Consider the following 23,450-nt stretch of genomic DNA (forward strand, 5'->3'; position numbering starts at 1 on the left):
TATTAATAAAAGATTGATTCGGATAATTATTTGAATCAATCTTTTTTATAATGTATAGAAGACTATTTAAGCAAAAATTCAATAGCAAAGTAAATACAATAAAAATTGAATTTTACACTATTCTTATAACCGAATTGTTACGATAAATCAAACAATATATATATAATATGAATAAAGTGTGAAGGAGTTGATATTATGAGAATTGAGGGTATAAAAAAAGTTAGTTCTAAAATGAGTATTGCAACAGTAATAATAACTCTAATAACAGCGATTACTATAAGTGTAGTAATGTCTTATATGAATATTCAAACTAGCAATGCACTATTAGATAGTGAAAGACAAATCTTAAATGAAGATTATGATATGAAAATTAAGGAACAAGTAGAAATTGTAATTGGTATGATAGATACAATAAATAAAAAGACTGAAATAGGCAAACTAACTGTTGATGAAGCTAAGAAACAAAGTGCAGATTTAGTAAGAGAGTTGAAGTTTGGTGAAGAGGGTTATTTTTGGATCGATACTGTTGAGGGTGAAAATATTGTGCTTTTAGGGTCTAAAACTGAAGGAACAAATAGATTAAATTCACAAGATGTTAAAGGAAAATATCTTGTGAAAGAAATAATAGAGAATGGTAAAAAGGAGAATGGAGGATATACTGAATATTGGTTTCCAAAATCGGGAGAAATAGAAGCATCACTTAAAAGAGGATATAGTAAATTATATGAACCTTTTAATTGGGTAATAGGAACAGGGAATTATATAGATGAGATTGATAAGATAATAGCTGAAAAAGAAGCTATTATAAAAAAAGACTTAGTAAAGAGTATAGCTATTAATATAATTTTACTTATTGCCTCATTAATAGTAGCAATAGTTTTATCATCTTTTGTAAGTAAAAAAATAATAAAACCTTTAATTATAATTAAAGATTTTGCAACTCGATTAGCTTCTTATGATTTTTCAGCACCTATTAGTATAGAGAGTAAAGATGAATTTGGACAAACAGCTATTGCTTTAAATATTGCACAAGAAAATGTAAATGGATTAGTAAAAATAATAATGGAAAACTCAGAAAATATCAGTGCATCTGCAGAAGAACTTTCAGCAACAGTTGAAGAATTGGCAGCTAAAACTGTAACTGTTAATGAAGCTGTAAATATAATTGCAGAAGGTGTACAAGAATCCGGCGCTACCACAGAGGAAATAAGCGCTTCTATTGAAGAAGTAGACTCAAGTATAAATATATTATCTTCAAGAGCTATGGAAGGAAGTAATAATGCCAGTGAGTCTAAAGGAAGAGCAAGCAAGGTAAGGGATAATAGCAAAAAGGTAAAGCAGGTAGCAGGAGAACTATATATTCAAAAGGAAGCGAATATGAAAAAGGTAATAGATGAAAGTTCTGTAATAGATAATATTAGAGTTATGGCAGATACTATATCTTCTATATCAGATCAAACTAATCTGCTTGCTTTAAATGCAGCTATTGAAGCTGCAAGAGCAGGAGAGCAAGGGCGAGGTTTTGCAGTAGTTGCAGAAGAAGTAAGAAAACTTGCAGAACAATCTTCTGGTGCTGTAGTAGAAATACAAAAAACTATAGAGACAGTAAAACAAATATTTAATAAAAGTATAGAAACAGGAAATGACATATTAAAATTCATTGATGTAGATATAATGAAGACTTATGATGAATACGAAGAAACAGGTAATCAATATCATTTTGATTCTGATTTTGTAAGCAATATGTCAGAAGAAATAGCAGCTATGTCACAGGAAATTACAGCTACAGTGGGACAAGTAAGCGAAGCAATTCAAAATATGGCTGAATCTTCACAAGAATCTAGTGAAAAAGCAGAAACTATAAAAGAAAGCATGGATGAAACTACAAAAGCTATAGAGCAAGTAGCTCAAACAGCACAGGTTCAGGCTGAACTTGCGCAACAATTAAATGAAATGATTCAAAAATTTAAGATATAAATTTAAAATTTTTCAATATAAGAAGAAAGACTATGAGATATCTAAATTAATAACTCATAGTCTTTCTTTTTCCCTTTCTCGTAGATATTAAATGTCATGACCTAATTAGTTACATATATAAATAGTATTATTAATGTGTATTTTTAAGATTTTAATAGGAGTAAATGGTATAGTAAGGTTAACATAATGAATTATATGAAGTATCATAGGAAGATGAAAACTAAAAAATATATTTAAATTAACATTTAATAACAAAATATTATTACAAAAAATAGTATAAAATAGCTTATATATATTTTATACTATTTTTTGTATGTGAAAATAAAATCAATTTAATGAAATAACAAGAAATATTAAGCTTATACTATTTTAATATATTAATTGATACGATAAATAAAATAATATATTGTAAAATATAAGCTAAAAATGAGGGAGGCTGAAATTATGAAGTTTAAGGGTGTGAAGGTTAAAGGTATAAAAATTAAAAGTATTAAGGTAAAGATGATTTTGTTACTTATGCCTGTAATAATAGCTTCTATGGTTGTACTGGCATATATGAGTTATTCAAGTGCAAAAAAGATAATAAATAGTGAGCTCGAAATAAACATGAATAGTAAACTAAATGAAAAGTCGCAAGAAATTGAAAAGAGTTTGGAGAGGCATCAGAAAATATCTGAAAGTTTAGCTAAAGTGGCTGAGAATTCTGTATCATCGCTGACTGAAGAAAATTATAAAGGTGTGTTGGAAAGCTTAATTGACACAAATGATGAAACTTTTGGAGCTGGTGTTTGGTTTGAACCATTTAAATATAAGAAAGATATTCAGCTATTTGGACCTTATGCATACAAGTTAAACGGTAAAGGTACTTATACAGATGAATATAGTAAGACAGATTATAAAACAGGTGATTGGTATAAAATAGGACAAGACACTGATAAGAGTGTTGAATGGTCATCACCTTATTATGATGATGTAGCGAAAGTTTCTATGATAACTGCTACATGTCCAATGTACGATTCAAATAATAATTTTATAGGAGTTACCACAGCAGATATAGATTTATCTACTTTACAAAATAATATAAAAAATATGCAAATCGGTAAAGAAGGAAGGGCATTTTTAATAGATAAAAGTGGTTTATATGTTGCAGATGTAGATGAATCTAAAATTATGAAAACTAATATAAAAGATGATGAAAATTCTACATTGTCAGTCTTAGGTGAAAAAATGTTAACTGATAAGAATGGTCAAGGAACATTTACAGATGATAAAGGAATTCAAAAGGTTTATTATAGCACCGTAGAAGGTACAGAGTGGATTATTGCTGTATGTATTCCTGAGGAAGAAGTATATCTTCAAATTAATTCACTAAGAAATAAAATAAGTATAATAATAGTAGTTGCAATTGTAATAGTAGTATTATTTATATTATTTTTTGCTAATTATATAGGAAAGAACATTAAAAAGGTTAATGCTTTTGCTATGAAGATTGCAAATGGAGATTTAACAGAAAAACTAGAATTAAAAAGCAATGATGAGCTTGGTGAAATGAGTAAGTATCTGAATAAGATGACAGAAAACATTCATTCTATCGTAAAAATTATAATGGAGAATTCGGAAAATATAAGTGCATCTGCGGAAGAACTTTCAGCAACTGTTGAGGAATTGGCAGCTAAAACTGTAAATGTTAACGAGGCTGTTAATACTATTGCAGGTGGTATGCAGGAGTCAAGTGCTGCTACAGAGGAGATAACTGCATCTGTTGAAGAAGTGGATTCAAGTGTGAATATATTATCTTCAAAGGCCATGGAAGGAAGCAATAATGCAAGTGATTCTAAAGTGAGAGCCAGCAAGGTAAAGGAGAATAGCAAAGAGATTAAAAAGATAGCAAAAGAACTATACATTCAAAAGGAAGCTAATATGAAGAAGGTTATAGAAGAAAGTTCTGTAATAGATAGCATTAGGGTTATGACAGATACAATATCATCTATAGCTGATCAAACTAACCTACTAGCTTTAAATGCTGCTATCGAAGCTGCAAGAGCAGGAGAACAAGGACGTGGGTTTGCAGTAGTTGCAGAAGAAGTAAGAAAACTTGCAGAACAATCTTCTGGTGCTGTAGTAGAAATACAAAAAACTATAGAGTCAGTAAAACAAATATTTAATAAAAGTATAGAAACGGGAAATGACATATTAAAATTCATTGATGTAGATATAATGAAAACTTATGACGAATATGAAGAGACAGGTAATCAATATCATTTTGATTCTGATTTTGTAAGCAATATGTCAGAAGAAATAGCAGCTATGTCACAGGAAATTACAGCTACAGTGGGACAAGTAAGCGAAGCCATTCAAAATATGGCTGAGTCTGCTCAAGAATCTAGTGAAAAAGCAGAGACTATAAAAGAAAATATGGATGAAACCACAAAAGCTATAGAGCAAGTAGCTCAAACGGCACAAAGCCAAGCAGAACTGGCACAACAATTAAATGAAGTGGTTCAGCAATTTAAAATATAAGGTATAAGTTATACTTATTAATAAAGGGAGAATTCCAGTATAAAATGGGATTTCTCTCTTTATTTTTAAAATATGTAATACGGGTTATTACATTGACTTTATATTTATATAAACGTATAATAATAATATGTTAATAATGGAAATATGGGTGCATTTATGTTAAAAGGGAAGCTAGGTGAAAATCCTACGCAGAGCCGCTACTGTAATTGTCCTATACACAAAGCATATGCCACTGAGTTACTTGGGAAGGCGTTTTGTGTGGACATAAGTCAGGAAACCTGCCTATGTTAGTTGTACAATACTCTTCGTATCTAAGGGTGTGCAAAAATAGAGATTATCGGTGAGGGTATTCTTATCTTATCACCGACTAAATTTGCGTTGTCATAACTAATTTGATGTGCTTTTTATTTCCATACCATATTTGGTATGGATTTTTTATTTGTAGAAATATAATATTAACTGTATTTTGAAAAATGTGTATACCTAATTGAATATTTAAGGTAAGGAGGGTTTATGAGAATTAAGAATAGAAATAAATATATTATCTTGGTCATCTTATTAGTGATTTTTATAATTAGTCTATTTTTAAGTGTTGGCATGGGAGCTATAAATGTTAGCCCTAAAGAAATAATTCAAGCTCTTACAATTAAAAAGGGAACGGCAAATTATCATATTATTTGGAATATACGGTTACCAAGAACTATTGTTTCTGTATTAGTAGGGGCTTCCTTGTCTTTATCAGGTGCAATTATTCAAGGAGTTATGAGAAATTCATTAGCTAGTCCAAGCATAATTGGGGTATCTTCAGGTGCTGGATTTACAGCGCTTTTAATTCTAATTTTATTTCCTCAATATTATCATCTGGTTCCCTTAGGAGCATTTGTAGGGGCTTTTATAGTAACCATGCTTATTTATGGATTAGCTTGGAAAGATGGATTGTTGCCCAATAGGCTAATTTTAGCAGGGGTTGCAGTGAATTCTTTATTAGGTGCAGGAAATAATGCTTTACTAACCTTTTTCCCTGATAGAGTTTCGGGAGTTATAAATTTTATGGTTGGAGGACTTAATGGAGTTACTTGGGCAGATGTACATAGTGTATTACCTTATGTAATAGTGGGAGTAATAATTGCTTTAATGTTACCTGACAAGCTTAACATTCTTGTTTTAGGAGATGAAGTTGCTACTGGGTTAGGTGTTAATGTAGAAAGACTAAGATTTATATTTATAATTTTATCTTCATTACTTGCAGGTAGTGCAGTAAGTGTAGTAGGCTTATTAGGTTTTGTGGGCTTAATTGTACCACATATTACTAGATTGATTATTGGAGCTGATTACCGATTTTTGTTTCCAGCAGCAGTTTTATTAGGAGCTATTGTTGTGCTTATATGTGATTTGCTTGCAAGAACATTATTTTCTCCTATTGAAATACCAGTAGGAATAATAATGTCTGTATTGGGTGCACCTTTCTTCTTATATTTACTTAGATCAAGGGGGGCTAAATAATGATTGCCTTAGAAGCAAAAAAAATTAATGTGAGTTATAGTAAAAAGAAAATTATTGATAATTTAGATTTTGAAGTTAAAAAAGGTGAAATAGTAACAATTATTGGTCCTAATGGCTCAGGGAAGTCTACCCTTATAAAAGCTCTGTCTAGATTTATAAAGGTAACTAGTGGTGAAGTAGAGTTATATAGTAAGAATATTTATAAGTTTAATACCAAGAAAATTGCACAGGAGATGGCAATATTACCTCAAGTTAGAAATATTAATATGGATGTAACCGTTGAGAATTTGGTGTCTTATGGAAGGCAGCCCCATTTGAAATTTGGGACAAGAATAAATAAGGATGATGAGAAAATAATAAAGTGGGCAATGGAAAAGACAAAGATATACAATTTAAAAGATAGATATGTATCTACACTTTCGGGTGGAGAGAGACAAAGAGCGTGGATTTCAATGGCTTTGGCGCAAAAACCTAGTATTTTAGTGTTGGATGAACCTACAACTTTTTTAGATATATCATATCAATTAGAAGTTCTTGAAACGGTTAAAGAATTAAATGAATCTTTAAATCTTACTGTTGTTATGGTACTGCATGATTTGAACCAAGCAATTAGATATTCAGATAAAATTTATGTTTTAAAAAAAGGAAAGGTTTGTAACTTTGGAAAGCCTAATGATGTAATAACTTCAGAATTAGTAAAAGAGGTATTTGCCATTGATGCTAATATTTATCATGATGGAGTAAATGATTGTTCATATATAATTCCACAAAAATTGTGTGATTTAAGTATATAAGAAAAATAAATAAAATGGAGGAATAAATGATGAAAAAGTTTAAAATTATGTCACTAGTTATTGCTATAACTATGACTATGGCTTTATTAGTAGGATGTGGAGGTAAAGCTACTAATAAAGAAAATAATAGAGCAACAGATACTAATAAGAAAGGGGAACAAGTTGCAGCTGATTCATTTGAAAGTTATGGTATAAAGGATAATGGGGATAGTATAACTTTTATTGACAGTAGAGATAAAGAAGTAACAATCAAAAAAAATCCTACAAAAGTTGTTTGTGCTTATAATTCTTATTTAGATCTTTGGTATAAATTGGGCGGAAAGGTTGTTGGTCGTGTAGAAGAATCAGATGAGAAATCTGTTCCAGAAAGTAAAGATGCAACAGTTGTAGGAACGGCAGGTGCACCTAGTGCTGAGGCTATTATTTCTTTACAGCCTGATTTGGTAATCCTTTCTAATGGGTTTTCTGCTCATGTAGAATTAGCAACGGTTTTAGAACAAAGTAATATACCAGTTTTATGTATGGGAATTGATAATATAGATGATTATATTAAGGTGGTTAGAATTTATACAGCACTTTTAGAAAGAGAAGATAGCTATAAAAAATATGCCACAGATATAAAAGGTGAAATTGAAGAGATGATTTCCAAGGTTCCTCAAGGTGAAAAATCTAGAGTAATGTTAATGATGAGTACGGTAAAAGGAATAAAAATTAAAGGTTCTGATAGTGCCACAGGTGAAATTTTGAAAGATTTAGGTGCTGATATTATTGGTGATGGTATTGTACAAGGTAAAAGTTCTGTAGATTTTAGCATGGAAGTATTGTTAAAGGAAGACCCTGATTTTATATTTGTTACAGAAATGGGATCTGATACGGAAAAGATAAAGGAAAAGAGAATTGAAGACTTAGAAAAAAATGAAGTGTGGTCTTCTTTAAGAGCTGTTAAAGAAGGAAAATACATCGTATTACCAAAGGATTTATACACATATAAACCTAATGATAGATATGTGGAAGCTTATAATATAATAGCTGAATATTTATATCCTAAAGTGTTTAAAAAATAAAGTAATATTTAGTTAAATAGAAAAACAGGTGATAGTCTCATCTGTTTTTTATTTGCTAAAAAAGATGAAAAGCTTTAAATTGAAAAATTGAAAGAAAACGACAAAATTTTGTTGAAATTTATAATTATTTTATATATAATTTTAAATTAAATACTTCTATATGTTAATAAAGTATAAATAGAAGTTCTTATATTCATTGTTATTTAAAATATAGGATATTGCTATATACTGAAAATTTTTAAAGGGACATTATAGAGTTTTAATGGTATTGCAATATATTGTTAATAAAGTGTCAAAAACGATTTAACAATATATTTTATGGTGATTTCAAAATATAATTAATGTCTGGAAAGCCCTTAAATATAAGGAATTACATTTATGCGGCTATAGAGAATATGATAGCTATAAGCAAAACAATGAATATAGATAAAATTTCTATTCAATTATCTGAAAATTTGTATTATAATAATTATAAAATATATTCTATAATTAAATATATTTTAAACAATTATCAAATTTGATAGGGGGAAAGTTATGGATAAAAATACGAGTAACAGAGGACAATGGGCATCTAATATAGGTTTTATATTAGCAGCAGCAGGTTCAGCGGTAGGTTTGGGGAATATATGGAAGTTTCCGTATTTAGCAGGTGCCAATGGAGGAGGAGCTTTTGTTGTTATTTACTTAGTTATGATTGTAATCATTGGATTTGTAATTATGCTAGGTGAGATGGCAATAGGACGTAATACTCATTTAAGTTCAGTAGGAGCATACAAAAAGTTAAGTGAAAAGTGGGCCTTTGTAGGTTTTATTGGAGTAGTTGTGGGATTTTGCATACTAGCATTTTATAGTGTTATAGGTGGCTGGGTACTAAATTATATAGGTAAGTATTTAATTGGAGGAATATCAGGAGCAGAAGCAGGAAATTATTTTAGTGGATTCATAGCAAGTACTACTCAACCTATAGTATGGCATTTAGTATTTATGGTTCTTTGTTGTGTAATAGTATTGAAAGGAATAGCTGGAGGTATCGAAAAAGCAAGTAAATTTATGATGCCAGCACTATTTATATTATTAGTTATAATTGCTATTAGATCAGTAACTTTAGATGGAGCAATGGAAGGAATAAAGTTTTTTATAAAACCAGATTTTTCGAAGGTTACAATTGGAACAGTTATGGCAGCTTTAGGACAGGCATTCTTTTCATTAAGCTTAGGAATGGGGGCAATAATTACTTATGGTAGTTATTTGGGAAACACAGAAAACTTAGAAAAGAATGCAGTAATTATACCAGCTATAGATACAGCAGTAGCTCTTCTTGCTGGATTTGCGGTGTTACCAGCAGTGTTTGCCTTTGGATTTGAGCCGGGAGCTGGACCAAGCCTCATGTTTATAACGTTACCTTCAGTATTTGATTCAATGCCTTTTGGACAATTTTTTGGTATTTTATTTTTCATATTAATTTTGTTTGCAGCATTAACATCAGCCATATCGTTGCTTGAAGTTGTAGTAGCATTTGTAATTGATACTTTTAAAATAGAAAGAAAGAAGGCTACTATAATAATATCAACAATTTTATTTTTTATAGGAATACCTTGTTCCTTGGCCAATGGACCAGTTATGAAAGATGTATTAATATTTGGATACAATTTCTTTGACTTTATGAGTTTCTTAGCTGAAAATCTACTTATGCCACTAGGAGGACTTCTAATGTGTATATTCATAGGCTATGTATGGGGTGTTGATAATATCTCAGATGAGATTAGTTGCAATGGTAAATATAGATTTAGAAGTAAACAATTCTTTGTAATAATGATAAAATATATTGCACCAGTTTTAATATTCATTATATGGTTAAATGCCATAGGAGTATTACCATATATATTAAAAATATTTGGAATAACATTATAATAAATTTAAAGGAATACTACTAAACAATATTATTGTTTTGAGTATTCCTTTATTTAATGTATTATAAAATATATAAAGATATTAATCGGAAGAAAGGAGTAGATTACTAATGAATATAAAAGAAGAAAAAAGGCAACTTCGTAATGAAATTATGAAACGTATTGCTGAATTATCAAAGGATTATACTTTAGAAGCGGATAAGAAAATTTATGAAAAAGTAATAAATCTTAAGGAGTATAAAGAAGCAAAGGTTATATTTTGTTTTGTAAGTACAGAAGATGAAATTAATACAAGAAATATCATTGAGAATGCATTAGAAAGTGGTAAAAGAGTTGGAGTTCCAAAATGTATAGGTAAGGGGAGTATGGAGGTACATGAAATTAAGGGCTATAAATCTTTAAAGGATGGAAAGTATGGGATATTAGAACCTAAGGATGAATGTCCATTAATTAGGTCAGAAGAAATAGATTTTGCTATAATACCTTGTGTTTCTTGTAATAAAGAAGGGTATCGTTTAGGTTATGGAGGAGGATTTTATGATCGTTACTTAGAACATGCTACCTTTACTACAGCTGTTATATGTAGAGAAAAGATTACTTGTGACTATATTCCTTATGATGAACATGATGTGAAAATTCATAAAGTGATTACAGATAGATAAATTAAGATAATTATATTTTGGAATTTTACTAACATAAATAGCTTTTCTCCATATAATAACTATGGATAATATTTTTTAGGAGAAAATTATGGGAAGAGGTTTTATAAAAGTAGAACTCTTTACTGCAAGAGAGGTGGTACCTGTTTCAGGCGGAAATATATTTATTTTAAAAAGTACTTCAGTAGATTTTGATAAAGGGCATATATTAACTACAGATTCTAGCGGAATAACGAAAATATTAGAAGTAGATACACCAGATATTGAACTATCAAAAAATAAAGATTCTGATCAAATACCATATTCAGTATATGATTTATATGTTAGGGCTCCTGGATATAAGGATGCAGTAGTAGAAGGGGTTCAAGTTTTTTCTAATGAAGTATCAATACAACAAGTAGAAATGATACCTACTACTAAGGAAAGAGAATTCTTAGAGGAACTAGAGCATAATTATATTCCACCGCATCAGTTGATAGAGGAGATGCCTAGGGTTCAGGTAGATGAGAAAGAGCCAATTTTTCAAAGCAAGGTGTTGATAAGACCATATATTCCGGAATTCATAACAGTACATTTGGGTGCACCATCATCCTATGCAGAAAATGTTACTGTAAGATTTCCAGAGTATATAAAGAATGTGGCATCTAGTGAAATATATCCTACTTGGCCAGAGCATGCTATAAGAGCCAATATATATTGTCAAATTTCCTTTGCATTAAATAGAGTATATACAGAGTGGTATAGAAATAAGGGGTATAACTTTCACATAACTAACTCTACAGCCTATGATCAATACTTTATTAAGGGAAGAAATATTTTTGAGAATATTAGTAGAATTGTAGATGATATATTTAATGAATATATTACTAGAGAAGGTTATATGGAACCACTATTGGCACAATATTGTAATGGCACAACTGTAACTTGTAAAGGGTTATCACAATGGGATACTGTAAAACTTGCTACAGATGGATATGAAACTATGGAGATACTAAAAAATTACTATGGTGATAATATTGAACTAACAAAAACTAATGATATAAGAGGTATAGAGGAATCCTTTGGTGGAACTCCGTTAAAGCTTAATACTACAGGAAGTGATGTAGAAACAATTCAAAGACAAATAAATAGAATTTCTAATAATTATCCAGCAATACCTAAAATAGAACCTGTAGATGGAGTGTTTGGATCAGAGACAGAATCATCTGTAAAGGCATTCCAAAGAATATTTAATTTATATGCAGATGGAATCGTTGGAAAATCAACTTGGTATAAAATATCAGGAATTTATGTAGGAGTTAAAAGATTAGCAGAATTAGAGTCAGAAGGAGAAAAATTAGAAAGTGCAGGTGAGTATCCTGGATATTTATTAAAGCAAGGCTCCACAGGTGATGCTGTATCTCAAATGCAATATTTCTTAAATTTTGTATCTCAATATTATAAAGAAGTGCCTCCAATTAATGGAGATAGTATTTTTGGTGTAAGTACCTTAGATTCAGTAATACAATTTCAAAAGAAATTTGGATTAGATGTAGATGGAATAGTTGGAAAGCAAACTTGGAATAAAATATACTCTGTATATAAAGATATAATTAATGGAAGTAATAAGCCAGAAGGAGATGGATATGAGTATCCAGGATATATATTAAAACAAGGTTCTAGAGGAAATGTCATAAGTAAATTACAAACCTACTTAAGCGCTATAGCAGATAAGTATCCCTCTATAAAAAATATAAATGTGGATGGGATTTTTGGAAAGGCAACAAATCAAGCAGTTATAGATTTTCAAAAGTGCTTTGAATTGAATTCTGATGGTATAGTTGGGCCATTAACTTGGGAGAAGATTGTACAAGTATATCAAGATATTTAAATTAGGAACAATATGATAATAAGATAAAGCTTATTCTATGGATTTAAATTCTATAGGATAAGCTTTTAATTGTATATAATTTACAATTTGTTTAATTATTTGTTCTGTTTTACATAGTATACTATATTTAACAAATAAATCCTTTGGAAAGAAGGTAAAATCCATTGAAGATTACAAAAAGAGTAAGAGATAAGGATAAAAACTATTCAATAAAAGGGAAATCAATAAGTCTAAGAACAGTATCATTTTTTACATTATGCATTTTGACAGTATATATGTCAGCTATTTTAAATTCCTATACACCAGAGCAGATATCACTATGGAGTTATAAGAAACTAAATAATGAATTAAAAACTCACAAAATTAATGAACAATCTAATAAAAGTTACAAGCTTATCTCTGTACCCTATATAAGTCAAGCTGGAGAATATCCAACAGGGTGTGAGGTTGTAAGTACATCTATGATACTAAAATATTATGGATATAATATATCTGTTGATGAGTTTATAGATGATTATTTAGAGAGCTCATTTTTAGAAGAAGTTAATGGAGATTTATATGGTCCTAATCCTAATGAAGCTTTTGTTGGAGACCCAAGAAGTGTATATAGTTATGGATGTTATGCCCCTGTAATTGTTAATTCATTAAATAAAATCTTAGGAAAAGAGCACTGCGTAAAAAATACCACAGGAAGTGGGTTTAATGAACTTATAGAAAATTATATAGATAAAGAAATACCTGTGTTAGTTTGGACAAGCATTAATTTACTTCCTACTGAATCAGGTGCAGAATGGTATTTGCGAGAATCAGGGGAGAAGTTTCAGTGGATAAGTAATGAGCATTGTATGGTATTTGTAGGTTATGATAAAGATAAATATTATTTTAATGATCCCTATGAAGGTAATGGTGTAGTTGGCTATGATAAGAAGTTAGTTGAAAAAAGATTTAAGGAATTGGGAGACCAATCGATAGTTATTTTAAATAATAAATTAATGAATGAAATATATTAACATAAACATGGAGCTTATACTTTAAGAATATTAAAGTATAGGCTCTATATTTTATAAAAGTTAATGAATTATGTTTCATAGCTACCATTCTTATTATGTGAACATATTGTAAGAATTTCTTAAGGTTTATATAAACAATTATTTAATATTTCAAGGGTAATATAGAAGTATAGCTTGAGAGAAGTCATGGTATAATTAATATGAAGTGGAGGGGAGTACAATGAATTACAATATATTAGTAGTTGATGATGATAAAGAAATAGTAGATGCCATTGAAATATATCTCTCAAACGAAGGATTAAAAATATATAGAGCTTGTGATGGAATTGAAGCTTTAGAAACTTTAGTAGATAAGGAAATACATCTTATCTTGATGGATATAATGATGCCAAGGATGGATGGAATTAGAGCAACTCTTAAAATTAGAGAAGAAAAAAATATTCCAATAATTCTTATCTCTGCAAAGTCAGAGGACACGGATAAAATCTTAGGCTTAAATATGGGAGCAGATGATTATATAACAAAACCTTTTAATCCTTTGGAGTTAATTGCAAGGGTTAAATCACAACTTAGAAGATATGTGACCTTGGGTAATTTTAACAAAGAAGAAGAAAAGGAAGTTTTAAAAAGTGGTGGATTAGAACTAAACACTAAAAATAAGGAAGTATTTGTTGATGGTGAAAGTATAAAACTAACACCTATAGAATTTAAAATTTTGGAATTATTGCTTAAGAATAAAGGAAGAGTATTTTCCATGGAAGAAATATACGAAAGAGTTTGGAATGAAACTAGCTACAATGTAGATAATACTGTAGCTGTGCATATAAGAAGGATTAGAGAAAAAATTGAAATTAATCCAAAGGAACCAAAATATTTAAAGGTGGTGTGGGGAATTGGATACAAAATCGACAAGTGTTGATGAAAAGGATAGAGAGTATGAAGAAATGGTAAAAGACTGTAGAAGAATAAAAATAGCAAAGACTATAGCTATTATAATAACTGTAGTAATGGTCTCCATATCCCTAATTTCTTTTAAAGATATTAGAGTTAATAGTGGTATTTTTGATGAAAGAAGTTTGTATGGAAGTAAATTTTTAGGAAGTGAAATCAACTCTTTTACAGAAAAGATTCTTGAAGTAATGGAACTTTATAAAACAGAAGATTATATTAAGGAAATAAAAAATTTAACCCAGGAAGAAATTCAATGGAAAAAAGAAATTATAAGAAAGAAGATTCAAGAAGAGTATGATAATGAGCGAAGTAAGTTACATGAAAAATACACTAACAATTGGGATGAAGAGAAGGTTAACAAAGAGGAAGAAGCTATCTATAAAAGCATAGAGGAAAAGTACAATTATAGTGATGAAGAACTAAAAAAGTTAATAGTTGAAGAGAAGTTGGTGAATTATAATAGGTATATTAAGACTTTGGACAGTTATGCAAATTTAAGGTACATTGCCTATGATAAAGCTAATGACATATGGCTTACCAACTATAAACCAGGTAAGGATGCCATTGCAGAGTTAAAGAAAAATAGTGGCTATTTTTCGGAATATCATATTTCTAGCGGAGTAGAAAATAAAAATATATTTATTAATGGAGAACTTATTAAAGACAAGGAAGTAAATGAATATGGTAACTACAGGGAAGGTTATGGAGCTACTGTAGTAGTTAAACATAGTTATAATGAGAATGGTAATAGTTATACTAATGAAGAGAGCTTTAGAGTAAAGGGAGATTTGGATATATATGTAGCAGTCCCAAGTAAACTAGTAGCTGGAGATAGCATATATAATACCTATGAAAAATTTCTGCAAGCTAATTCTATTGTAGATACAGAAATAGGCATTTTGGTAGCCTCCTTATTTGGGGTAGTAATTATGATTTTTGTCCTTAAGAAGTTTAGATATAAGCCATGCTATTCAAATAGAATAGTAGAAAAATTGAAAAATATGCCTTTAGAATTTAAGTTATTAGGTATATTAATGGGATGGATATCTTATCATATGTTTTTTACACATAATTGGAGTAATGAATATAGATACACCATCAATATTAATAATATAATGGTGGTAACACTAATTTTGATAGCTTATTACTTAATTATCAAAGCTTTACTTCAAAATTATAAGGAGAATACACTTCTTAAGGATAGTTATGGAGTAAAACTTTATAATCATTTATGTATAGCTATGGAAAAAGGTACTTTAGGAAGAAAATTAGTATTGGTTATAGGTGTATATGTAGCTATTTGTACTAGTGTATCTTTAATATTAATGGTTATAGTAGGAGCAGTAGGAGCAGTTATTGCCCTTGGCTTTGATATAGTTGCTACAGCAATTGTTATATATAAATTAGTGAAAGAGTTTGCTTATTTAAATAAAATAACTAATGGTGCTAAGCTTATTTCAGAAGGAAAAATTAATGATGATATATCAGAAGAGGGTAAGGGAGCATTAAGAGATCTTGCCCATAGTATAAACAATATGAAGCAAGGACTTAGAAAATCTATAGAAAATGAAAATAAAAGTGAGAAAATGAAAACAGAGCTTATTTCAAATGTATCTCATGATCTTAAAACTCCATTAACATCAATTATTAATTATGTAGATTTACTTAAAAGAATGGGCATTGAACCAGAAGAAGCAAGAGCCTATGTAGAAGTTTTAGATAGAAAATCTCAAAGATTAAAGATATTAATAGAAGACTTATTTGAGGCTTCAAAGGCTGCCAGTGGAGCTATGCAGTTAAATTTTGAAAAAATAGAGTTAAATGCTTTAATAAAGCAGACGTTAGGAGAAGCAGAGAATAGAATTAAAGAAGCAAATTTAGATTTTAAAACCAATATACCATCAGAAAAAATATATATTAATGCTGATGGGAGAAAAATTTGGAGAGTATTTGAAAACCTAATTTCTAATGCTATAAAATATTCCCTAAAAAGCACTAGAGTTTATGTGGATGTAAAATCTGAAAATGGTAAGGTATATATAACAATGAAAAATATATCAGCCTATGAATTAAACTTTGACGCTAGTGAGATTACAGAAAGATTTAAAAGAGGAGAAGAATCAAGGAATACAGAAGGTTCAGGCTTAGGTTTAGCCATTGCAAAAAGCATAATAGAACTTCATGACGGAGCTTTAGAAATAGGTATAGATGGGGATTTGTTTAAGGTGACTGTTGAGTTTAATATTTATGAATAATACATTCTAAAAAAATATATAAGGAGAGTATACTGTTTGAAAATAGATTAAGTACTTTAGTAAGTATTTAGTCTATTTTTAAGCAGTTTTTTAATGCCATGAACTTATTGTAGCTATATGTAATATATGGTATAATATCTGGTGACTGGACGGTCAGTCATTTGAATTTAATAATAATGGGGGTACTAAAGTGTTATCAAAATTCAGCGTGAAGAAACCTATGACAGTTATAGTAGGGGTTGTACTGGTTATTATTCTTGGAATTATATCTTTTACATCAATGACTACTGATTTATTACCTAGTATAGATTTACCTTATGTAGCAGTAATAACTGCCTATCCTGGTGCAAGTCCAGAGAAAGTTGAGCTTACTGTGACAAAGCCACTAGAACAAGTTTTATCTACTACTAGTGGAGTAGAAGAAATTAATAGTATTTCTAGTGAAAACTCAAGCATGGTTATTATTCAGTTCACTCAAGGGACTAATATGGAAAGAGCTATGATTGAGATGAATGGAAATATTGATATGGTTAAATCCCAACTTGATGATGAAGTGGGGACACCTATGCTAATAAAGATAAATCCAGATATGCTACCAATTGTAGTTGCTAGTGTAGACTTTGATGGAAAAGATATTACTGAAACATCAAAGAAAGTAACAGAGGAGATTATACCTGAATTTGAACGATTGGATGGAGTAGCATCTGTTTCTGGTACAGGGATAATTGAGGAAAGTTTACAAATCTCTCTGAAGCAAGAAAAAATAGATAAACTTAATAATAGAATTCTTAAATCTATTGATGGAAAGCTATCTCAAACTAAAGCAGAATTAGATAAAGCTGAAAAAGCTTTACAAGATGGTAAAGTTAAGTTTAATGAAGAAAGTGATAAGCAGAAGGAAAAGTTATTGGAAGGTAGTATGAGCCTTTCTTCCGGAAAATATCAAGTTGAACAAGGGCTAAAACTATTAATCCAAGGTCAAGAAGGATTAGAAAAAAAGCGTGATGAGATTAAAAAGGAAAAGGAAAATCTAGAGAAAGTTATAGAAGAGCAAATAAAGGCAGGAGAAGAAACTTCAGCAGAAGAAAAATTAAAATTAACACAATTATCTATAACTTTGGAAGCTACTAATAAAAGTATTGAAGAGATTTTAAAGCAAAAGAAGGAATTAGAGAAGAAGTTATCAGAAATTATAGGGGGAGAAAAACAATTAGAAGCTGGAAAGGCCACCCTTAACTCTGAGTTAGCCAAGGCACAACTTCAACTAGAAGAAAGTGAAGAGGCTATTAAGAAAGGAAAAGAAGAATTTAAAATTGCAGAAGAAAATGCTTATAAAAAAGCAGGATTAGATGGAGTGATTTCCCAAAGTTCATTAAGTAGTATATTAGCAGCAGAAAACTTTTCCATGCCAGCTGGATATATTACAGAAAATAAACATGAGTATTTAGTTAAGGTAGGAGACCAATTTTCAAATATAGATGAAATAGAAAATTTAGAATTGATAACCTTGGATATAGATGGTATTGGTACAGTAAAGCTTAAAGATGTGGCAGATATAGGATTTATAAATAATTCCCATGACATGTATGCAAAAATTAATGGTAATGATGGTATTTTACTTTCTTTCCAAAAACAAAGTACAGCTTCTACTGCTGAAGTATCCCATGATATAAATAAAACTATTGAAAAATTATTAAAAGAAAATCCAGATATGCATATAAATCAGCTTAGTGATCAAGGAATGTATATTGATATTGTAATAAATTCTGTATTAAATAACTTAATTTTAGGAGGAATTCTTGCAATAGTAATATTACTTGTTTTTTTAAGAGATATAAAACCAACATTTATAATAGCAATGAGTATACCCGTAAGTTTATTATTTGCAATAGGTCTAATGTATTTTAGTGGAGTTACTATGAATGTAATATCTTTAGCAGGACTAGCGTTGGGAGTTGGTATGTTAGTAGATAATAGTATTGTAGTAATTGAAAATATATATAGATTAAGAAGTGAAGGTATGTCTTCTGCTAAGGCTGCCGTTTATGGTGCAGCTCAAGTTTCAGGAGCAATATTTGCTTCTACTTTAACAACAATTTGTGTATTCTTACCTATTGTATTTACTCAAGGAATATCTCGACAACTGTTTACTGACATGGGACTAACAATTGCGTATTCATTAATTGCTAGTTTAATTATAGCCCTAACCTTGGTACCTACTATGTCATCTACTATGCTAACCAATACTAAAGAAAAGCCCCATAAACTTTTTGATAAAATTATAGATATTTATGTAAAGTTACTAGATAAAGCCCTTAATCATAAGATTATAATTATAGGTTTAGTGGTAGTATTATTAATTTCTAGTGCTTATAGTGCTTTTTCTATGGGGACAGCATTTATGCCAGAGGTTGATAGTAATGAGATAATGGTATCAATAGAAATGCCTAAGGAAAGTACTACCATAGATGCTAGAGAAATGAGTAATAAGGTAATGGATATAATCCTTACAATACCAGATGTTAAAACAGTAGGTGCAATGCAAGGTGGCAATGGTTCTATGGGCCTTTTGGGTGGTAATGGTAGCAATAAAGCAGTATCTATGTATATAATTTTAAAAGACGAAAGAAGTAACACTAGTCAACAAGTGGCTACTAGCATAGATGAAAAGACAAAGGACTTAAATTGCGATATAACTGTAAATTCATCTAATATGGATATGTCAGCTATGGGTGGCTCAGGTATAGAAGTTCTTGTTAAAGGTAATGACTTAGATAAACTTAAGGAGATAGCTACTGATTTAACAGGAATTTTAGAAAACACTGAAGGAACAATTGATATATCAAATGGCCTAAAAGATGCATCAGAAGAGACTAGAATTACAGTTGATAAAAATAAGGCACTTAAATATGGCCTTACTGTAGCACAAGTATATCAACAAGTGGATACAGCTATTAAGAATGAAACTAAATCAACTAATATTACAATTAACTCTAATGAATATCCTGTAATAGTTGTAACTGAATCTAAGGAAGAATTAACAAGGGAAACATTGAAGGATTATACTATAAAAGCTACAGTTAATGGTGAAGAAAAGGAAGTAGCCCTTAAGGATATATCTACAATTTCAGAAGACCAGGCATTAGCTTCTATTAATCATAAGAATCAAGTACGAAGTATGTCGGTTACTGCAGGTATAGACAATGAACATAATATTGGACTTGTGAGTAGAGATGTAGAAAGCAAAATAAGTTCTTATAAATTACCTGAGGGATACACCATAGATATTACTGGAGAAAGTGAAACTATTAATGAAACCTTAGTAGATTTAATAAAAATGATTTCACTAGCTATTTTTTTAATATATTTAATAATGGTAGCTCAATTTCAGTCATTATTATCACCATTAATAGTAATGATTACTATACCTCTAGCGTTTACAGGAGGACTCTTAGCATTAGTAATAACTGGTTTCGAGATAAGTATGATTTCCATGTTAGGTTTTCTTGTATTAGCAGGAATTGTAGTTAACAATGGTATAGTTTTTGTTGATTATGTAAATCAATTAAGGTTACAGGGTGTGGATAAAAGAAGTGCTTTAATTGAAACTGGAAAGGCTCGTATTAGACCTATACTTATGACAGCATTAACTACTATTTTAGGACTTTCAACCCTTGCTATGGGAATAGGAATGGGAGCAGATATGATTCAGCCAATGGCTATTGTAACCATAGGAGGATTAACCTATGCTACAATATTAACATTGTTTATTGTTCCTATTATATATGACATGTTGCATAGGAAGGATTTTGTAGCAGTAGTAGAGGTTGAGGAGATTAAAAATGTTTGATAGCAACTATGGAAGAAGAGAAATAGATATATTTAATGCTGTAATAAAGCTTATTAATGAAGGCATAGACCTTCATTCAGTAAAAGCTGCTGATATTGCAGAAGTAGCTGGTATAGGAAAAGGAACCCTGTATAATTATTTCAAGTCTAAGGAAGAAATATTAGCTAAGGCTATTATATATAATATAGAAATTCAATTTAATGAAGTGTTCAGCATAGTTAATAAGGCTCAGGGATTTAAAAATAAATGTTATGGTTTATTTAAATTAATAGAAGAAAATTCTAGAAGCAAAAACTCAAACTTTATCCTGGCTTTATCAAGTATTGAAACAGATAAACTAAGACAATATTTAGAAGAAGGTAACCAAATTTTTATAAAGCGAAAGGAAGAAATGTCTGACGCTGTAAGAAGGTTAATGGAAGTTGGAATAGATGAGGGTATAGTTAGAGCACAAGAAAATAGAGAGTATGAATATTATGTATTTATAAGTGCTATGTTAGGCTATTCAAATTATTTTTGTTCTACATCAAACCTTGAAACTATGGATATAGAAAAGATAAAAGAAAATGCTTACACTTTGATTTTAAAGTCGTTAAGTTAAAGGATTTTAATTAGGGTAGAATTATTAGCAAAGAGGATATATGTTATAATTTAAATATATTATATATAATTTTGGGAGGAAGTTAGTATGTATTTTGAAAAACCAGGAAAACAGAATACTAAAGATACATTAGAGAGTGCATTAAAAACAGCTCGTAAAAGGAGTATTAAGACTATAGTAGTACCTACTAGTACAGGGAATACTATAGAGGAGCTTCTTAAGTTAGATATAGATGGAATAAACATAGTATGCGTTACACATGTTAATGGGTTTAAAGAGCCCGGAGTTCAAGAAATTTCTGAAGAGAAACTAGCGTTATTTAAAAGTAGAGGAATTAAGGTTGTAACTACAACCCATGTGCTTAGTGGAGCAGAGCGTGGACTTTCACGTAAGTTTGGAGGAGTAAATCCTGTAGAAATAATTGCATACTCTCTACGTATGTTAGGTCAAGGTACTAAAGTAGCAGTGGAAATAGCAGTAATGGCTTTAGATAGTGGTGCTATAGGATATATGGAGCCCATTATAGCTTTAGGGGGAACAGGCCTAGGAGTAGATACTGCCATTATTATGCGTACGTCTCATGGTTCTAATATTTTAGATTGTAAAATAGATGAATTTATTTGTAAACCAAGTTTATAGTATAATTTTATTTAACTTATTTTAAACTCAATATTTCATTAAGGTTATAGAACTGTCTCAAAACAATTTACTAATATAAGATGTAATTTGTTTTGAGATAGTCTTTTTTTGTGTGGGTATATTTCATAGTGGTCCTTTATTTTAAGAATAATTTATTTTCATGCTTAAAATTAGTCTAAAGTGCAAAAGCTAAAGTAAAATAATTTATGTTTTATATCAAGGAGGACATTATGAAACTTAAAAGAATGATTTCTATGTTATTAATAATTATAAGTATAATGAATTTTACTGGGTGCGGTAATTTAAAAGGTCCTAAAAATGATGAAGGGCAAATATCTACTACGGTTGGAGGAAATATAATTGTTCCAGTAACAGAGAAACCAGAAATAGTAAACCCTGCATTTACCAATGTAGGAGAGGTTCAGCTAGTGTCTAATATAATTTATTCTCCACTTTTTTCTTATGGAGAGGGAGATGTTAGAACTTATCTAGCAGAGTCCGTTGACTTTAAGGATAATATGGAGATAACTATTAAATTAAAGGAAAATCTAAAATGGCATGATGGTAAACCTATAAATGCAGATGATTTGGAGTATACAATAAACCTGATTTTAGATGAGAATCAGGATTCACCCTTAAGAGAGTATTTAATTATAGATGAAAAGCCTATAAAAGCAGAAAAATTAGATGAATTAACTATTAAAATAACCCTTCCAGTTGAGAACTCAATGTTTTTATATAATCTTTCCAAGGTGGTTCCTATTCCTAAGCATATTTATGAAAATGAAGGTATAGTTGCCACCTCAGAGAGAAATAAGACACCTATAGGATCTGGTCCCTTTAAATTTAAAGAATGGACTAAAGAAGATAGTATGGTTTTAGAAAAATATGATGATTATTATTCAGGAAGTCCTAAGGCTGATTTCATAACAATAAAAGTATTTTCATCAGAAGAAGCTGCAGAGGAGGCTTTTAATAAGGGAGAGCTAACCTTAGTTAAAGCAAACCCAGAATTATATGATAAAGCCTATAAGGGAGAAGAATTGCAATCTTATACCTTTAGCCAAGGAAGATTAAACTATATAGTTTTTAATCAAAATGTTAGTTCAATGCAAAATATAGTATTTAGAAAAGCACTATCCTATGCTTTAGATAGAAAAGAAATGATAGTTGCAGCCTATGGAGAATCAGGTGCAGAGAAGGTAGAAGAAGGAAATTCAATTTTAATTAAAGAGGCAGAACTATACATAGAAGATGAGGTAGAAGTATATAATCATGATATAGAAAAGTCTAAAGCATTAATAGAAGAAAGCGGAGTTGCTATAAATAACCTTAAGTTAGCATATAATACAGAAGCTTTTGCTCATAAGGAGTATGCAGAAATTGTACAGAAACAATTGAAAGACATAGATATAGAGGTTGACATAGTACCTTATGAAAATGTAGATTTTTATAACAAGTTATATAGTAAAGATGATGAATGTGCTTTATACATTAGTGGATATTCTTTAGGATTAGCTCCAGAAGATTATAGAAAGATGTTTGAAACAGGCTCTTACTATAATCAAACAGGATATACTAACTTTAAAGTAGATAATTTATGGAAGGTAGGGGCAGAAGAGGTAGATGCAGATAGAAGAAAAGCAATTTATCGAGATATACAACGTCAGATTGCATCAGATGCAGCAATTTATGCTATAGATTATGAACAAAACCTTATGGTAGCACAAAAAAACCTAGATGGAGTACCAGAAGCTAAACCTACAGCTAATATACTTTTTGAAGATTGGTCAAAGTTACATTTAAATAATAAATAGACTACATGTAATTTAAGCGCTGAAACTTAC

General features: G+C 30.0%; 15 protein-coding genes and 1 riboswitch. All 15 genes read left to right on the forward strand.

Annotation, left to right across the window (positions count from 1 at the left end):
- Nucleotides 1-195 precede the first annotated feature (195 nt).
- Nucleotides 196-1,977, forward strand: coding sequence for a methyl-accepting chemotaxis protein (locus tag B2P65_RS14525; RefSeq protein ID WP_346880402.1), 1,782 nt, complete (start codon nucleotides 196-198; stop codon nucleotides 1,975-1,977).
- Nucleotides 1,978-2,421: 444 nt separating this feature from the next.
- The gene (locus B2P65_RS14530; protein WP_346847747.1) at nucleotides 2,422-4,497 is read left to right on the forward strand and encodes a methyl-accepting chemotaxis protein; all 2,076 of its coding nucleotides are present in this window, start codon (nucleotides 2,422-2,424) and stop codon (nucleotides 4,495-4,497) included.
- A 129-nt stretch (nucleotides 4,498-4,626) separates the two neighbouring features.
- Nucleotides 4,627-4,797: riboswitch (cobalamin riboswitch) on the forward strand.
- A 213-nt stretch (nucleotides 4,798-5,010) separates the two neighbouring features.
- Complete coding sequence (locus B2P65_RS14535; protein WP_346847746.1) at nucleotides 5,011-6,000, forward strand: iron ABC transporter permease; 990 nt, start codon at nucleotides 5,011-5,013, stop codon at nucleotides 5,998-6,000.
- Nucleotides 6,000-6,794 (forward strand): ABC transporter ATP-binding protein, encoded by a 795-nt coding sequence (locus B2P65_RS14540; protein ID WP_346880403.1) that lies wholly within the window; start codon nucleotides 6,000-6,002, stop codon nucleotides 6,792-6,794. Before B2P65_RS14535 ends, B2P65_RS14540 begins: the two co-directional genes overlap by 1 nt.
- A 29-nt stretch (nucleotides 6,795-6,823) precedes the next feature.
- The gene (locus tag B2P65_RS14545; protein WP_346880404.1) at nucleotides 6,824-7,858 is read left to right on the forward strand and encodes an ABC transporter substrate-binding protein; all 1,035 of its coding nucleotides are present in this window, start codon (nucleotides 6,824-6,826) and stop codon (nucleotides 7,856-7,858) included.
- Between the two features lie 534 nt (nucleotides 7,859-8,392).
- Entirely contained in the window at nucleotides 8,393-9,769 is a 1,377-nt protein-coding gene (locus tag B2P65_RS14550) for a sodium-dependent transporter (RefSeq protein WP_346847743.1), read from the forward strand.
- A gap of 109 nt (nucleotides 9,770-9,878) precedes the next feature.
- The gene (locus B2P65_RS14555) at nucleotides 9,879-10,430 is read left to right on the forward strand and encodes a 5-formyltetrahydrofolate cyclo-ligase (RefSeq protein ID WP_346880405.1); all 552 of its coding nucleotides are present in this window, start codon (nucleotides 9,879-9,881) and stop codon (nucleotides 10,428-10,430) included.
- 88 nt (nucleotides 10,431-10,518) lie between these two features.
- Entirely contained in the window at nucleotides 10,519-12,297 is a 1,779-nt protein-coding gene (locus tag B2P65_RS14560) for a peptidoglycan-binding protein (protein WP_346880406.1), read from the forward strand.
- 164 nt (nucleotides 12,298-12,461) lie between these two features.
- Complete coding sequence (locus tag B2P65_RS14565; RefSeq protein WP_346880407.1) at nucleotides 12,462-13,307, forward strand: C39 family peptidase; 846 nt, start codon at nucleotides 12,462-12,464, stop codon at nucleotides 13,305-13,307.
- A gap of 220 nt (nucleotides 13,308-13,527) precedes the next feature.
- Nucleotides 13,528-14,226: a response regulator gene (locus B2P65_RS14570; RefSeq protein WP_150845957.1), complete on the forward strand. Its 699-nt coding sequence runs from the start codon at nucleotides 13,528-13,530 to the stop codon at nucleotides 14,224-14,226.
- A complete protein-coding gene (locus B2P65_RS14575) occupies nucleotides 14,201-16,513 on the forward strand; it encodes a HAMP domain-containing sensor histidine kinase (RefSeq protein ID WP_346847739.1) in 2,313 nt (770 codons plus the stop codon). Before B2P65_RS14570 ends, B2P65_RS14575 begins: the two co-directional genes overlap by 26 nt.
- 190 nt (nucleotides 16,514-16,703) lie before the next feature.
- On the forward strand, nucleotides 16,704-20,363 hold the full coding sequence (locus B2P65_RS14580; protein WP_346880408.1) for an efflux RND transporter permease subunit: 3,660 nt from the start codon (nucleotides 16,704-16,706) through the stop codon (nucleotides 20,361-20,363).
- Nucleotides 20,356-20,964, forward strand: coding sequence for a TetR/AcrR family transcriptional regulator (locus tag B2P65_RS14585; RefSeq protein ID WP_346847737.1), 609 nt, complete (start codon nucleotides 20,356-20,358; stop codon nucleotides 20,962-20,964). Before B2P65_RS14580 ends, B2P65_RS14585 begins: the two co-directional genes overlap by 8 nt.
- Before the next feature lie 87 nt (nucleotides 20,965-21,051).
- Nucleotides 21,052-21,603 carry a pyruvate kinase alpha/beta domain-containing protein gene (locus B2P65_RS14590; protein ID WP_346847736.1) on the forward strand — a complete coding sequence of 184 codons (552 nt, stop codon included), beginning with the start codon at nucleotides 21,052-21,054 and terminating at the stop codon, nucleotides 21,601-21,603.
- 230 nt (nucleotides 21,604-21,833) lie between these two features.
- Nucleotides 21,834-23,420 carry an ABC transporter substrate-binding protein gene (locus B2P65_RS14595; RefSeq protein WP_346847735.1) on the forward strand — a complete coding sequence of 529 codons (1,587 nt, stop codon included), beginning with the start codon at nucleotides 21,834-21,836 and terminating at the stop codon, nucleotides 23,418-23,420.
- Nucleotides 23,421-23,450 lie beyond the last annotated feature (30 nt).

It is taken from the genome of Clostridium sp. UBA3061, from assembly GCF_002367465.1.
In the GTDB taxonomy this organism is placed as follows: domain Bacteria; phylum Bacillota; class Clostridia; order Clostridiales; family Clostridiaceae; genus Clostridium_J; species Clostridium_J sulfidigenes.